The organism is Oceanobacillus timonensis (assembly GCF_900166635.1).
Lineage (GTDB): Bacteria > Bacillota > Bacilli > Bacillales > Amphibacillaceae > Oceanobacillus > Oceanobacillus timonensis.
Genome location: NZ_LT800497.1, coordinates 784,236 through 800,094 on the forward strand (window position 1 = coordinate 784,236; position 15,859 = coordinate 800,094).

General features: G+C 35.6%; 12 protein-coding genes. 10 read left to right on the forward strand and 2 right to left on the reverse strand.

All coding sequences use genetic code 11. The features are described from left to right. Window positions 1-81: 81 nt before the first annotated feature. Window positions 82-849 (reverse strand): DeoR/GlpR family DNA-binding transcription regulator, encoded by a 768-nt coding sequence (locus B7E05_RS04020; protein WP_342744975.1) that lies wholly within the window; start codon window positions 847-849, stop codon window positions 82-84. 400 nt (window positions 850-1,249) lie between these two features. Between B7E05_RS04020 and B7E05_RS04025 the strand changes: the two genes are divergently transcribed. Next, window positions 1,250-1,945, forward strand: a complete 696-nt coding sequence (locus tag B7E05_RS04025; RefSeq protein WP_080872713.1) for a poly-gamma-glutamate hydrolase family protein — start codon at window positions 1,250-1,252, stop codon at window positions 1,943-1,945. A gap of 417 nt (window positions 1,946-2,362) precedes the next feature. Here B7E05_RS04025 and B7E05_RS04030 read toward each other — a convergent pair whose 3' ends face one another. Then, the gene (locus B7E05_RS04030; RefSeq protein WP_080872714.1) at window positions 2,363-3,088 is read right to left on the reverse strand and encodes a DUF981 family protein; all 726 of its coding nucleotides are present in this window, start codon (window positions 3,086-3,088) and stop codon (window positions 2,363-2,365) included. Between the two features lie 859 nt (window positions 3,089-3,947). Here B7E05_RS04030 and pgtP point away from each other — a divergent pair. The 9 genes from pgtP to B7E05_RS04075 all read left to right on the forward strand — a co-directional run bounded on the left by pgtP (window position 3,948) and on the right by B7E05_RS04075 (window position 15,805). Next, window positions 3,948-5,306, forward strand: a complete 1,359-nt coding sequence (pgtP, locus tag B7E05_RS04035) for an MFS transporter (protein WP_080872716.1) — start codon at window positions 3,948-3,950, stop codon at window positions 5,304-5,306. A gap of 307 nt (window positions 5,307-5,613) precedes the next feature. After that, the gene (locus tag B7E05_RS04040) at window positions 5,614-7,248 is read left to right on the forward strand and encodes an alpha-L-fucosidase (RefSeq protein ID WP_080872717.1); all 1,635 of its coding nucleotides are present in this window, start codon (window positions 5,614-5,616) and stop codon (window positions 7,246-7,248) included. Window positions 7,249-7,474: 226 nt separating this feature from the next. Continuing rightward, window positions 7,475-8,647, forward strand: coding sequence for an ROK family transcriptional regulator (locus tag B7E05_RS04045; RefSeq protein ID WP_179134456.1), 1,173 nt, complete (start codon window positions 7,475-7,477; stop codon window positions 8,645-8,647). A 102-nt stretch (window positions 8,648-8,749) separates the two neighbouring features. Continuing rightward, the gene (locus B7E05_RS04050) at window positions 8,750-10,321 is read left to right on the forward strand and encodes a glutathione ABC transporter substrate-binding protein (protein ID WP_080872720.1); all 1,572 of its coding nucleotides are present in this window, start codon (window positions 8,750-8,752) and stop codon (window positions 10,319-10,321) included. 108 nt (window positions 10,322-10,429) lie between these two features. Further along, the gene (locus B7E05_RS04055; RefSeq protein ID WP_080872721.1) at window positions 10,430-11,350 is read left to right on the forward strand and encodes an ABC transporter permease; all 921 of its coding nucleotides are present in this window, start codon (window positions 10,430-10,432) and stop codon (window positions 11,348-11,350) included. Window positions 11,351-11,455: 105 nt separating this feature from the next. Then, window positions 11,456-12,319, forward strand: a complete 864-nt coding sequence (locus B7E05_RS04060) for an ABC transporter permease (protein WP_080876209.1) — start codon at window positions 11,456-11,458, stop codon at window positions 12,317-12,319. A 14-nt stretch (window positions 12,320-12,333) separates the two neighbouring features. Continuing rightward, a complete protein-coding gene (locus B7E05_RS04065) occupies window positions 12,334-13,332 on the forward strand; it encodes an ABC transporter ATP-binding protein (protein ID WP_080872722.1) in 999 nt (332 codons plus the stop codon). Beyond that, window positions 13,322-14,305 (forward strand): ABC transporter ATP-binding protein, encoded by a 984-nt coding sequence (locus B7E05_RS04070; RefSeq protein WP_245832950.1) that lies wholly within the window; start codon window positions 13,322-13,324, stop codon window positions 14,303-14,305. The genes B7E05_RS04065 and B7E05_RS04070 overlap by 11 nt, the downstream gene beginning before the upstream one ends. A gap of 33 nt (window positions 14,306-14,338) precedes the next feature. Next, window positions 14,339-15,805, forward strand: a complete 1,467-nt coding sequence (locus B7E05_RS04075; protein WP_080872725.1) for a M81 family metallopeptidase — start codon at window positions 14,339-14,341, stop codon at window positions 15,803-15,805. Window positions 15,806-15,859: the final 54 nt, after the last annotated feature.

The window sequence follows — 15,859 nt, forward strand, 5'->3', positions numbered from 1 at the left end:
AAGCTTAGGTTATCCACCTAAGCTAATAAATACTTGCTTTTCCTTCGTTAAGCTGTCGAATAGGAAGGATTACAAAACATGTTACACAATTTCAATCCCTGCATCCCGGTATTTATCCAATATATTTTCACTTATGTTGGAATCGGTAATAATACGATGAACTTGGTTAAACGGACATACGTTCAATAAAGATACAATATCAAATTTACTGCTATCTGCCAGCACTATTTTATCTTGCGCTATATCCATCATTTTCTTTTTCACCTGCAGCTCACCAGCCCCGTAGTCAGTTAACCCTTTTGTGAGTGAGATTCCGCTAATACTCATAAAAAAGGTGTCGATATGGAATTGGGTGATAAATTCCTCCGTAAAATCCCCAACAGTACAAAGCTCTTGATTTCGTAAAATCCCCCCAGCAAAAATGATGGTGTAATCAGGCATTTCTGAAAGCTCATGAGCAATTGTCATGGAGTTAGTAAGAACGGTTAAACGTGTAAAATGTTTTTTTAAGGCCTTGGCAAATTCTGTATTAGTTGTACTCACATCCATTGCAATGGACTGTCCTTCGCTAACATAGCTTACTGCTTTATTTGCGATTTCTTGTTTCTCTTTTAAAAATTTAGATTCCCGTACTGTAAACGATAGCTCTCTGCTGTTTACTTCTTCCAGTACAGCTCCTCCATGGACGCGTGTTAAAAATCCTTGTTTTTCTAGAAATTCTAAATCTCTTCGTATCGTCTCAAATGATACATCGAAATACTTCATTAAATAAGATACTTTCACTGAACGATCTTTTTGAATCATTTTTACGATTTCTTCATGTCTCTCTTTAGCAAACAAAAACGACACCTCTTTGGAAAAGTAATAGTTTTATATGTAATAACGATTAAATACAACGAAACACAAGTTACACATATTGTATACCATCCAATTATATTTTTCATCCTTGGCAGGAGCTTTTTGTTAAAAAGTAAGTTGTGGCTTTGGAATTTATAGAGGGGGATAATACGAATTATAGGATAGTTTGTTATCGTCTTAAACGACCACCTGCTAAAGCAGGTGGTCGTTTAATGGTTAAAAAGGGAAGGTAGGAAGGGGAAGGCAGAAAAGTATGGTAAATGGGAAAGGGATTCAAGCTGAGGAATTTCTAGAGTGGTATGTATATTGATGCTGTTTCACATATTTTTCCTTTTATCAATTTATAGTATGATAAAGATGGAATAGCATAATTGAAATAGGGGTCGTAGCGATGAAAAGAAATAACTTTTTTATTGTGGGACTAGCGGTTGTCGTGGTGGTGATGGCAATGCTGCTAGCCAATGAAACGAACGGGAACGATACGTACAAAAATTTTAATGAACTTCGTCAAAATGAGAGGCAAGAAGCGGATTATAGGATTAGTTCAGAAAAGCGAAATCCGGATGTGGCATTCATAGCAATCCATGGTGGAGGAATAGAGCCTGGTACAACGGAATTAGCGGAACAATTAGCTTCTGCGGGCGAATATACCTTTTATTCTTTTCAAGGAACAAAAGCAGCAAATAATACAGAGCTGCATATTGATTCAACAAATTTCGATGAACCAGAAGCTTTAGACCTTGTGTCAGACAGTTTCTATACCGTATCTCTCCATGGATATGAGGATGAACTGGAAAAACACACGTATTTGGGCGGACTGGATGAAGCGTTAGCCCAATCAATGGAGAAAGAACTAAAAAATGCTGGTTTTTCAGTAAGTGATGCGCCGAAAGAACTGAATGGGAAAGAGAAGGATAATATTGTTAATCAAAATAGACAGAAAAAGGGAATTCAATTAGAAATAAGTACTGCCCAACGACAGGCTTTTTTTGAGGATGGGGATTTCTCTTCTGAGAACCGGGATAATCGGACCGAGGAATTTTATGATTATATTGAAGCTGTTGGTAGAGCTTTGGGTGGGGACTAGGATTGTTAATGTAAATATAGGTTTTGAATAGATGGAAGGAATGCGACTAAAGGAAAAATGAAAAAGAGCAGGAATTTGCTGCTCTTTTAAAATAATCTTTTCATTGCTTGCTCTACTATGGTGGATGATTATTGTTATGTTGATGGTAGGGGGTGGAATGAAATAAATCTTCCTCTTGTTATTGCAATGCATGAACCAGAGTCCCATTTTGTCGAAGTAATTCGTTGATATTATTATTCCGATTAAGCAAGATTTCATTCACACCAAAGCTGGTGTCGCTTTTTCTGATCTTATTAAGGCATTTAAAATATACTGATTATATCACTATAAAAGCTGTTACCAATTTGAAAACTATTTGGTAACAGCCTTTTAAACATATATTCACTGAATCATTTGATATGATGTTAGTTTGATTGACTATTCCATGGTATTAACAATTAATCCGATGTGAGTAAAATAGTTCATGACACCGAATAAAACTAAAATGACACCAGTGAGTCTCCAACAATATTTAATGGTTTTGACAACATTAAGATTCGGTTTTCTTTTAAGAGCAAACGGAAATAATACTGCGCCTAAACCGATAATTACATATAAAACAGAAATAAATATAGCTTCCATTAATGGGTAATCTGCAAAAGCCCCTGAAATAGGTTCTTCTGGTGGAGCTGCAAATAATTGGTAAGTAACTCCGGCAATTGCAATTGCAAAAAGCGCAAGCCCCATTGCTGCTGCAAAATAGGATAGTGGTTTTAATAAGCCAGGCAATTCTTCTGACAACATTTTTGAAACAGCTTTATGATCGTTCATATCAATACCCTGTTTTAAGTATAGGTTTGATTTACGCCATAAAAGTATTGAAGCGGCAAGCAGCAGTACACCAAACGCTAGGGCGGGTTCTCCAAAAATAATGTCATCAAAAGGGAATCCAATCTGGGCAAGTGGCCAGGTTAAACTCATATGACCGCCGGTTAAAGTCAATATGAATCCTAGAATTTCAAAACCAATAGCCCAACCTTCTAATTGTCCTACTTTACTGTTATTTAAATGTGAGCCAAATCTCAGAATTAATAATAGTCCAACGCCAGCTGCAACACACATAATAGTATTATAGACTTGCGTTGTAGCCCAATCGATAATCATGAATAAGACCTCCTGATATTTTATAACTGGTTATATTATCCTATTTTAATGTTGTTGCTCGAATTATGTCAAAATTTCTGTTTTTTCACCATCAAATGAACCACTTTTTAATCAGGTACATTAGAATTAGATGTTTTTTCAGAGTATAGGAAACTTTGTGGCGGAATATAATTGGTGAATATTGGGTAATTAGCTTATGAATCTGTTTGAAGATGGAATTACTGTGATATATGGTAAATGTTGTTTTTTACACATACTGATTTTGTGAACTTTGTGATTTGGGAATGTATATGGGGAAAATTTCTGTCATTTAGGAGGCTGAAAATATACGATGTTTCTATAAGAAAATCACTGTTTACAAGTTGGCACGTAAATGTAGTATAAGATAAAAGTTAATAACACACGAGTCGTATCTGTGGTAGATATCAAAATATTGCTTTGCTAATCTAGGATAAGGGTGTTAATATCAGAATAATTAATTATTAAAGAGGTGATGTGAATGGATTGTTATACTATTTCAGGTTATATACTCTTCCATATCATAAATGGGAAATAGTCATTTGGGGAGTGAAAGTACAGTTTATCCATAGTAGTTTAGAAATCTATCATTTATTAAAATAACTGGATAATAGTTACTTGATTAAACTTAGATAATTTTTTATAGAATCTAACTATGAAAAATATATTGAAGGGGTCATGTATTCGAGTTATTTGAAAGCGGTTTCTTTTGGGGGGGACTAGAAAACGGGAGAATTATCAAGAGGAACAATAATTATTAGGTTGATTCGATAATACAGCAATGAAGTTTTAGAGGAACGTAGGTAGAGTATACATTTTTTATCATGAAATGAGGGGTTTAATGTTTTCATTTTTAAAACCAAAAATGGCTAAAAAATCAATTTCTGAAGAAGAAATACCCAAGAAGTATAAAAGTTTAGGATTTCAATCTTTAGCGGGAATATTTTTAGGTTATATGGCATATTACATTATACGTAATAACTTTGCTTTATCGACTCCTTATTTACAGGAAGAACTGCATCTCAGCTCAGCTCAAATAGGTTTTTTGAGCAGTACGATGTTAATTGCATATGGTATAAGTAAAGGGATTATGAGTTCTCTTGCTGACAAAGCAAGTCCTAAAAAATTTATGGCTTTTGGTTTGTTGATGGCGGCTATGGTAAATATCATGTTAGGTTTTGGAACAGCATTCTGGGTATTCATGATTCTTGTTATCATACTTGGTCTTTTTCAAGGGATGGGAGTAGGGCCGAGTTATATTACACTTGCCCATTGGATACCGCATAAACGAAGAGGAACACTTAGTGCTGTATGGAATATTTCACATAATGTAGGGGGAGGAATTGCGGCTCCTATCGTTGGATTTGGATTCGCTATGTTTGGGTCTAATAACTGGCAAATCGCTACTTATCAAATCCCTGCTGCTGTAGCCATTATTTTTGCAATGATTATTCTTTTGCTTGTTAAAGAAAGGCCAAAACACGAAGGACTTCCTCCAATCAATGAATATAGTAAAGAAGAAGCAAATTATGTAGAGAAGAAGGAGCAGTTGGAAGAGTCATCGGAGGATAGAAGCTTTTGGTATATTTTTAAAAATTATGCTTTAAAAAACAAAAATGTTTGGTATACGTCATTTGCAGATGCCTGTAATTATATGGTTCGATATGGTGTTTTAAGTTGGCTTCCGATTTATTTAATTCAAGTGAAACAATTTTCACAAGGGGAGATGAGTGTAGCCTTTTTCATTTTTGAATGGGCGGCTATCCCTTCCACTTTATTAGCGGGCTATATATCAGATAAAATTTTTAAAGGTTATCGTATGCCTCCAGCTGTTATCGCATTAGTTATCATCTTTTTAGGAATTATAGGCTATTGGCAGAGTAATTCATTGGTTGCAGTCACCTTGTTTGCTGCTATAGTAGGCTGCTTGATTTATGTACCAATGTTTTTAGTATCCGTACAAGCAGTAGAAGTTGTACCTCCTTTTGCTGTTGGTGCTTCAACTGGATTACGCGGTTTTATCAGTTATATTTTTGGAGCATCAGCAGGTACGACCATCTTTGGGATAATGATTGATACTGTTGGTTGGCACGGTGGCTTCCTCTTATTGTTATCAGCAGCCATATTAGGTATAATCTTTTGCTCTTTAATTGATTTATCAATGAAAAAGCAAAATAGACTGGAAACAATGAGTGAATAAGTATTTCTGAAAAAATAAATGCAGACTTAGAAATATTTCAGCATTAAGGGATAAAAATATCTAAGCTTTTTCAGAAGAGGCTGCTAATGCTCTTTCTGAAAAAGCTTTTTTGTAAATGGGTAATTTATTTAACGTTAAGTTTTAGAATGAAATCAATTGTATAAAGTTAAGCAGAAATGTATATATTTTATACAAAAATGGTACTCATTATCAAAATAAGTTATAATAAATAAAATTCTGTGAACAAGTTATCAAATTATACATTTATACTTTTACACAGAAATAATTAATTATAGGAGTTGGTATAATGAAAAGATTTTCTGAAGAGAAGTTGAAGGGGATTTTTGGTGCGGTACCATTTAGTAGCAATTCCAAAGTTCGTTCTTGGCAAGAGCTTAAATATGGTATGTTTATTCATTGGGGATTGTATTCGGAATTAGGTGGTATTTGGAAAAATGAACCCGTGGAAATGGGATATAGTGAACAGATTCAGATGTGGGCGAATATTTCAAAATCGGATTATTTGGAGGTAGCCCATCATTTCACTGCCGAACATTTTGACCCTGATGAAATATGTCAATTAGCAAAAGATGCTGGTATGACGTATGTTCTTATGACGACGAAACATCATGATGGATTTTGTATGTTTAATACAGCGACGACGGACTATAATATTGTAAACCAAACGCCTTATGGAAAAGATCCATTGAAATTATTATCAGAATCTTGCGAACGTCATGGGTTGAAATTTGGCATCTATTTTTCATTGGTAGATTGGCATCAAGGGCACTCTTTTGATAAAGATAATAATAATACAATTCCACAAAGTATCGAAGAAATAATTGAAACACAACTAAAAGAGCTGCTAACCAATTATGGTGATATATGCGAAATTTGGTTTGATATGTCATCTCCATCACAAAAGCAAAGTCGTAAATTTATAGAGTTGGTGCATTATTACCAGCCAAATGCAATGATTAATAGTCGTATATGGAACAATATGGGGGAATTTCGAACGCTTAGTGATAATGAAGTCCCTTCTGTTAATTTAGATGTTATATGGCAGACGCCAGCTTCCATATACCAAGAAACATGGGGATATAGAAAATGGCAAGTGCGGGAAGGCAAAAATAAAAAGGTAAGAGAACTTTTAAAAGCTTTGAGTGGCGGAGATAATTACCTATTAAATATTGGTCCACGTGGTGATGGATCTATCGTTGCATTTGAAGCGGATGTATTGCGGGAGATGGGGAAATGGATTGAACGCCATCCCGAAGTATTGAAAGCACAGAATACTTTATTGGATAGACATGATTGGGGGAAAATAAAATATAAAGATAACGCACTTTATTTAATTATAGAACATATTCCAGAAAATAAAACACTCAAATTATATGGAGTGTTAAATGATGTGTTTAAAGTAACAGAAAATAACACCTCTAAAGAATTAAACTGGTCAAAAAAAGAGGATACCTTGACTATCCATTTTTCTGATGAACTTAAAGATCCTGTTTTACCAGTTGTGCAAGTAGTACTAAACGGCGCATTGGAAGTGCTGCCAAATCATACATTATTAGTCAATGAAGGAAATTATGAGTTAACAGTTGATGATTTGTATGTATATTACGGCTATCATGAACGGGGAAATTATACGAGCATGGAACAAGTTGCCGTACGTTATACTGCCTATTTTATACAAAAGCATATGAATAAAATCAGCCTCAAAGTCCACGGTCATTTTGACGAAAATAAAACATATCAGATAAAAATTGGAGATACAATGTATGAGAAGATGGGAAAACAGCTAAACGATTCTAGTATAGGACCGCTTCAATTGGTAGAAAATAAGGTGACACCAATTCATATTACTTTGGCCAATCCAACTCATCCTGGAGAACCTTTAAATTTGAAAATACAATCTATAAATATTTTTGAAAATTGATATTAGAAAGATTGATAGTATATAGAAGCGCCGAACTTTTAAATTTTTAAAAAGAAAGAAAAATACAAAAAGTGTTTGACATTCATAAGGTGCTTATATATACTATCAATAACATCACTGGAGAAAATAATTGTCATTTCATCATTTGTAAGCGGTTTAAACAATAAAATTCTCCATTTTTATTGTTAATTACTCCAATGATGAAAATAAAAGGGGGTTAATGATTATGAAGAAAAATCAGGATTTTATAAAGAGAGAGAACCAAAATCTTATATTGGATTTGATACAGGAACATGAATTAATTGCTAGAGCAAAATTAGCAAAACTTGCAAATATGAGCCCAACTACTGTTTCTCGCATTACTACCTCGCTTATAGACATTGGCCTTGTAAAAGAAACAAACCAATATACGACAGGGGTAGGCAGGAAAGCAACACTACTTTCACTTAATCCAGATTCATTAATATCTATCGGTGTGGAATTGGATGAGAAGAAGATTAGACTTGGTTTTTTCGATTTTCTTGGTAAAGCAATCATTACAGAAGAAATAGAAAAAGAAGTAAAGGATTCACCAGAAACAGTTATTACATATTTAAAACAAACGATATTTCAAGTTATTGAAACGCATCATCTTAGTAGGAATAAGATTATTGGCGTTTGTGTTGGAATCCCAGGGTGGGTGGATAATAAAAATGGCGTAGTTGTAAAATCCGCTCAACTAGGTTGGGAAAACGCGGCGTTTGGGCAAAAACTTCAGGAAGTATTGCCGTTTCAAGTACTCGTGGATAATGAATTGAAGTTAAAAGCATATGCCGAAAAAATGTTTCGCAAAGATAAAATAGAACATACAATTGTTGTAATTGATTTTGGAAGTGGTGTTGGATCTGCTTTGATTGTTGGAGGCGATGTTTACCGTGGCTTTCTAAATGCTGCGGGGGAGATTGGCCATACAATAGTTAATCCAAATGGAATGCTTTGTACTTGTGGTAATATTGGTTGTTTACAAACCTATGTTGCTGAAGGTTTTCTCATTCAGGAAGCTTCTAAGCAATCTGATGCCAGTAGTCTGGAAGATATTGTTGAAGCTGCTCAATACGGGCATAAATGGGCGGTGAACATACTGGAACGAGCGATTACATATGCAGCCATTACAGTGAATAATAGTGTCTGCATGAATAACCCTGACAAGGTTATTTTAACTGGTAAGTTGATAGAACAAACCGATTATTTAAAGGATAGAATTTTAAAAGAGTCAAGGAACCGGATTTGGTTACCGCTTAGTGATTCCACAACAATTGAAATATCTAGGCTTGGAAAAAATGGTGTCATCTTAGGGGCAGGAATGCAATCTCAAAGAGAATATATTAACCAATTAAATTATGAAAAGGAGTTGGTATAAATGGTATACTTCTTTTTTTCTTCATAACTAAAAAAGAAAGCGCTTTATATAAGGGCGCAAATATCAACAAACTATAAAGTATCTAACAGGAGAGTGATTTGATTGAAAAATTTATTTACTAGTATTTGTTTATTAACGATTGCTATGTTTTTACTTTCTGCTTGTGCAACAAGCGGCTCTTCAGAAGAAGGAGATAGTACAGGTAGTGATGGAGATACAGATAAGAATGAGGTAACTGTTGCTTTCCAAGAAAATATTCAGACAATGGATCCGCATAATGGCAGTTCTGGTATCGATATTAGTGTGCAATATGCAATCTATGAGTCTATGTTTACACCTGATAAAGATGGAGAACTTCAGCCGTTATTAGCAACAGATTATGATATTTCAGATGATGGATTAACTTATACTTTTAAGTTGAGAGATGACGTAACATTTACTGATGGTGCAGAATTCAACGCTGAAGCTGTAAAGGCAAATTTAGATCGTATTATTGATTCAGAAGGGTCATTGAATAATTATAAGAGTTTAAGAAATGTAGAGGAAGTTGAAGTAGCAGATGACTATGAAGTCGAAGTTACTTTAAATAATATTAACAGTCAATTTATTGATAAAATCGGTATGATTCGCATGGTAAGCCCTGATGCTTTAGAAAAGGATATTGATTTCGGTGAAGAGTCTGCAGGTACAGGTCCGTTTGTATTGGAAAAATGGAGTCATGGAGATTATCTTGAAGCAATAAAAAATGAAGACTATTGGGAAGAAGGATTACCTAAGATAGATAAGGTGACATTTGAACCAATTCCGGAAGATGGTTCGCGCATTGCAATGTTGAAAACAGGTGAGACAGACTATATTTTCCCTGTCCCTGTTAACGATGTAGAATCTCTTGATGCGGAAGATAATATTGAAGTATCTACCGTAGAGTCTACTTACGTGAACTATGCAACAATTAATACAAGTAAAGAACCATTTAATAAAAAAGAAGTCAGGCAAGCAATGAATTACGCGCTTAATCAAGAAGATTTTGTCAAAGTAGTCAAAAATGGTTATGGAGTTGCCTCTGATTCAGTTCTTCCTGCTACAAACGTTTTTTATGAAGGTCAGGAACCTTATGACTATGACCTTGATAAAGCAAAAGAACTATTAGCTGAAGCAGGCTATGAAGATGGATTTACCACGGAAATTTGGGGGAGCGATTCAAGTAAGGATAAAAGAGGTATGCAATTTATTCAACAACAATTAGGAAAAATCGGTATAGATGTTGAGATTAAACAAATGGAGCGTGGGACGCTTTCAGATGAAATCAACAAACCAGAATCTGCGGAGGATTCTGAAGTAGAGATGTGGTATGTTGGCTGGTCTTCTCAAGTTGGTGATGCTGACAATGCTACGAATCCATTATTTAGCAGTTCTTCATTTCCTCCCAATGGTTCCAATACAGCTTATTATGATAATGAAAAGGCAGACAAGCTAATTGATGAAGGGCTCCACGCGAAAGATGAAGATGAAGCTGCAGAAAAATATGCAGAATTACAAGAAGTCCTTTGGGATGATGCTCCGTGGTTATTTACAGCAGTTGACGAAGAGCCTACAGCTATGAAAGAGGGATTGAAAGGGATTTGGAGGTCTGCTGACGGAAACTTTTATTTAAGAGATATTGAGTGGGAGTAAGGAATTAAAAGTATCAGAGATGCACTAGCTTTATTTAGGTGCATCTCGGCTATTAATAAAACAGATTATAATACACTGAATATTTAAACCACTTAAGGAGGTGTTGATGTGGGTAGATACATTGTAAAAAGAATACTTGGATTAATTCCGCTTCTCCTCGCAGTGTCATTTCTAATATTTATATTTATTCATCTTATACCGGGTGATCCAGCACGGTTAATGGCTGGAAAGGATGCAACCAATGCTGAAGTAGAAGCGCTCCGTACATATCTTGGACTGGATAAACCTATATTGGAACAGTACTTCATATATATGAAAGAATTGTTCCAAGGAGATTTGGGACAATCATTACGATCCAATGCGCCTGTATCACAACTATTTGGAGAACGATTTTTGCCTTCATTACAACTGTCCTTATTGAGTATTGGCTGGGCAACGTTGTTTGGCATTTTGCTGGGAGTTATCTCGGCAGTGTTTAGAGGCCGCTGGCCAGATTATTTTGGTACTATAATTGCTATATCAGGTATTTCAGTGCCTAACTTTTGGTTAGGTTTGGTGACGATTCAATTGTTTGCAGTACAATTTAATATTTTTCCTGCTGGTGGTATCGAGACATGGAAGGGATATGTGTTACCATCTTTTGCCCTTGGTGCAGGAATTATGGCTATGATTACTAGATTTACAAGATCATCGCTTGTCCAGACACTCCAGGAAGATTTTATTCGAACAGCACGGTCAAGAGGACTCGGTGAAAAATCAATCATTTTTGGGCATGCACTGAAAAAATCGATGATCACAGTGCTTACAATAGCAGGACTTCAGTTTGGTTTTTTGTTGGGCGGTTCTATTGTAGTAGAAAATGTCTTCTCTTTCCCTGGTATGGGAAGGTTACTCATTGATTCTATACAATTTAGAGATTATCCGGTTGTACAATCTTTACTGCTAATTTTTTCTTTAGAGTTTATACTAGTGAATTTAATTGTTGATATTTTATATGGATTCTTTAATCCAAAGATTAGATATAACTGATAACAAATATTCACATTTTGGAAGATGCAAGATAAAGTCAGCACAGATTATTTCAACATCTAAGGAGGTGTTCTGGTGTCTGAAACACAGGTAACTACAGATCAGATGCAATTTGTGGAGGAAAAAAAAGAGTCCAATTTCAAAATGTTGTTCCGTTCTTTTAAGAAGAATAAATTAGCTTTATATTCCCTTTACATCATTATTTTCTTGTTGTTGATTGTTATATTTGGACCTTGGATTACACCATATGATCCGCAGGAGTCAAATTACGATAGTATACTGGAAGGTCCTTCATGGCAGCATTTGGCTGGCACCGATGAATTTGGTAAAGATGTATTAAGCCGGTTGATTGTTGGTGCAAGACTATCACTTGGTGTCGGTGTATCAGCAGTATTATTAGGGGCAGTAGCCGGAACCATTTTAGGACTGATCAGCGGCTTCTTTGGAAAATGGGTGGACAGAGTGATTATGAGAGCTTGTGATATTCTATTTGCTTTTCCTGATTTGGTACTTGCTATTGGGATGGTTGCGATCCTAGGACCGGGAATGAAAAATGTGATAATTGCAATTGCTTTTTTCTCAACTCCGTCTTTTGCCAGAATTGTTCGAGGAGAAACACTAGAAATTAAAGAGAGACTATTTATAGAAGCAGAAAGGTCAATTGGCGCAAAAAAGAGAAGGATTATTTTAAGACATGTTTTTCCGCAAACCATTTCTACCATCATTGTTTATATCAGTATGAATATTGGCGGGGCAATTATATCTGCTGCTAGTCTGAGTTTCCTTGGTTTAGGTGCGTCACCTTCTTCACCAGAATGGGGAGCGATGTTAAGCGCTTCAAGAGATTATATTGGACATGCATTTCATCTAATATTTTTCCCTGGCTTGGCAGTGTTTATAACGGTGTTAGTGCTGAACTTGTTTGGTGACGGATTGCGTGATGTACTGGATCCGAAAACAAGGAATTGAAGGGAGTTATTAATATGGCAGGTTTATTAGAGGTAAATAATTTGAAAACAGCTTTTGTAGCAGATGATAAAGCTACTCAAGTTGTCCGTGGTGTAAGCTTCGCTGTTAATAAAGGTGAAATCGTCGGTATTGTTGGAGAATCAGGCTGTGGAAAAAGTGTTACCTCTTTATCCATTATGCGGCTTTTAAAAGGAACATCCGGAATCATACAGAATGGCGAAGTATGGTTTCATGATCAAAATTTATTACAATTATCAGAACAGAAAATGCGTAAGATTCGCGGGAATAGCATATCTATGATTTTCCAAGATCCAATGACTTCTTTAAATCCTGTATTAAAAATAGGTAGACAACTGATGCAGGGGATTATGCTACATTTAAAATACTCGAAAGAAGAAGCAAGAAAATACGCAATAAGTATGCTGGAATCAGTAGGTATTCCAAGAGCAGAAAGTATTATGAATGAGTACCCGCATCAATTATCTGGAGGAATGAACCAGAGAGTAATGATTGCCATGGCGATGTCTTGTAATCCAGAGCTTCTGATTGCTGATGAACCTACAACAGCGCTGGATGTAACTATTCAAGCACAGATATTACAGTTAATGAAAAATTTACGTAATAAACAAAATACAACAATATTAATGATTACCCATGATCTTGGAGTTGTATCTGAAGTGTGTGACAGAGTAATTGTCATGTATGCGGGAAGAGTTGTAGAAGAAGGACAAACAGCTGAAGTGTTTGAAAAACCCAAACATCCATATACAGAAGGGTTAATAAAGTCCATGCCGAAAATTGGCCTGAAACAATCTCGACTACATGCCATCCCTGGTCAAGTTCCAGACCCTGCAAACATGCCAAGGAGATGTAAGTTTGCGGCACGATGCCCACATGTAATGGATATATGCAGAGAGGAAGAACCGAATTTGATAAAAGATGAGGGAAATCGGGAACATAGATGCTGGCTGTATCAGGGTGGATATGAAGGAGGGAAGAAGGTTGACGTCTAATTCAGTACTTGAGATTAAACATATAAAGAAATATTTTAAAATATCTAAAGGGTGGTTTGCTGAAAAGAAATATGTAAAAGCCGTGGATGATGTTTCATTCTCTATTGAAAAAGGGACAACTGTAAGCATTGTTGGGGAATCTGGCTGTGGTAAATCTACTTTGGCACGACTAGTAAATGGTTTAATTGAAGCGGATAGTGGTGAAGTTATTTTTAAAGGCAATAATTTAACACATGAAAATGAAACTGTCTGGCGTACCTTCAGACAACCTATGCAAATGATATTTCAAGATCCTTATGCATCATTGAGTCCCCATTTGAAAATAAAAGATATCGTTGCTGAACCGCTAAACATTCATTACCCAAAAATGTCGAAGTCAGAAAGAGAAAAGATTGTCAAAGAGACATTAGATATTTGTGGTGTTGGAAGTCAACATCTAGAAAAATACCCGCATCAATTCAGTGGGGGTCAGAGACAACGAATTGGTATTGCAAGAGCACTGGTATTAAGACCTGAATTAGTCATCCTGGATGAACCGGTATCCGCGCTGGATGTCTCGGTACAGGCACAAATTTTAAACTTGTTAAAAGATTTACAAGAGAAATTTGATTTAACATTCTTGTTTATTTCTCATGATTTAAGTGTTGTAGACCATATCAGTAATAATGTGGCTGTCATGTACCTCGGGAATATTGTAGAAATAGCATCAAGGGATACGCTTTTTGAGGATCCAAAACATCCATATACACAGGCGCTTCTTTCTTCCGTCCCTGACACGAATCCGAAACTTGGGCGAGAACGGGTTGTTTTAAAAGGTGAAATACCAAATGCAGCTAATCCGCCTGCAGGATGTAAGTTTCATACGCGTTGTCCTTTCGCTATGGATGTATGTAAAAAGATAGTACCGGAGATGCAGACACTGAACAGTGGTACACAAGTTGCCTGTCATTTGTATGGAGAAAACCAATCATAATAACAATAATTTTTGTTTAGGAGAGGATATAACATGAAAGTATTGACCGGTCATTTCAATTCAGAATCTAATGAATTTTCCTATCAGAATATGGATTTTGAGAACTTTGTGTTTAGATATGGAAAAGACTCTATTAATGCGATGAATGTAAGAGATATTTTTGAAGATGCGGGAATCGAGCTGGTGTCAAGTCTATATGCGAATGGACATCCAGGCGGTTTAATTACGAAGGATGCGTTTGATTTTATTTTACACAGAATGACTGTGAAAGTAAAAGAGCATCTACATGAAATTGATGGGATTTTTCTCTATTTGCATGGGGCAAGTAAAGTGTTGGATTTAGAAGGAAATTCTGCGGAACATAAGATACTACAGGAGATTCGTAAAATTACAGGGCCATACATGCCAATTGCTGTCGTGATGGACCCTCATGGAAACTTATCACAGAATTTGGTTGATAATACGACGATTGTAAGAACATACAGGCATTCTCCACATACAGACGTAGTAGAAACTCATCGCATTACGGCAAAAATGTTGGTTGATTTATTACAAAATAGAAGAAGTATAACACCTGTATATCGGAAAGTACCTATTATGATTGGCGGTGAAAGAGCTGTATCAACTGATGAACCAATGGTATCGATTAATCATTATTTAGACGAGGCAGAATCTGATTCAAGAATTCTTTCTGCATCGTTTCATATTGGTTATTTGGAACAAGATGGTGATAAATTAGGGTGCTCGATTACAGTAGTACCAAATGATGATAAATATTTGGACTATGCTAATGAAGTTGCGGATAATATTTATGATTTTGTTGTAGCGAGAAGATTCCAGTTCCATTACCACGGTATTGTTGATCAACCTCAAGAAGCATTACAAAGAGCTATTGAATATGATGGTAAGCCTGTTTTTGTAACTGATTCTGGAGATAACTGTGGTGCTGGCGGTGATGGTTACAGTAACTTTATTTTGCGCCAGTTGATGGAAAAGCAAGATTATAATGAAAAAAATATCCTTGTTGCTGGTGTCATTGATAAAGACAGTTATACGGATTTGCTAGGTAAAGAAGTTGGTACACATGTGAAATTTGATTTGGGCATGGACATGGACGAATTATCTAAACCCGTTTACATCACGGGTACTATTACATCCGTTGGTGTCGTGAATAGTCGATATGAAATTAACTCCGATATGGGCAAAGCTATTACAGTTAAAATTGATGATAAACCTATTAGTGTAGTAGTTGAAGGGGAATCATTGAGTTATACAGATTTATCACAATTTGAGGATTCTAATATTAATATAGAAGATTTTGATCTGTTCGTTGTAAAACAAGGATATATCTCTCCGGATTTTAAAGGTATTTCACCTTTTTGTATTATGTCTTTAACAGAAGGTCCTACTAATCAGGAGATTGAACAAACTCGATCATATAAACGTATTATGAGACCGATGTTTCCTTATGATAAGCTTGATTACCGTATAGAAGAATAATGAGATAATTTTACTTGGGTCCCTGCATAATTTATAGAGAATATTATAAATTAT

Bases quoted from the DNA above. Each gene is read 5' to 3' on its own strand.
- B7E05_RS04025 (WP_080872713.1), top strand. From the start codon at position 1,250: ATGAAAAGAAATAACTTTTTTATTGTGGGACTAGCGGTTGTCGTGGTG.
- B7E05_RS04030 (WP_080872714.1), bottom strand. From the start codon at position 3,088: ATGATTATCGATTGGGCTACAACGCAAGTCTATAATACTATTATGTGT.
- pgtP (WP_080872716.1), top strand. From the start codon at position 3,948: ATGTTTTCATTTTTAAAACCAAAAATGGCTAAAAAATCAATTTCTGAA.
- B7E05_RS04040 (WP_080872717.1), top strand. From the start codon at position 5,614: ATGAAAAGATTTTCTGAAGAGAAGTTGAAGGGGATTTTTGGTGCGGTA.
- B7E05_RS04045 (WP_179134456.1), top strand. From the start codon at position 7,475: ATGAAGAAAAATCAGGATTTTATAAAGAGAGAGAACCAAAATCTTATA.
- B7E05_RS04060 (WP_080876209.1), top strand. From the start codon at position 11,456: ATGCAATTTGTGGAGGAAAAAAAAGAGTCCAATTTCAAAATGTTGTTC.
- B7E05_RS04065 (WP_080872722.1), top strand. From the start codon at position 12,334: ATGGCAGGTTTATTAGAGGTAAATAATTTGAAAACAGCTTTTGTAGCA.
- B7E05_RS04075 (WP_080872725.1), top strand. From the start codon at position 14,339: ATGAAAGTATTGACCGGTCATTTCAATTCAGAATCTAATGAATTTTCC.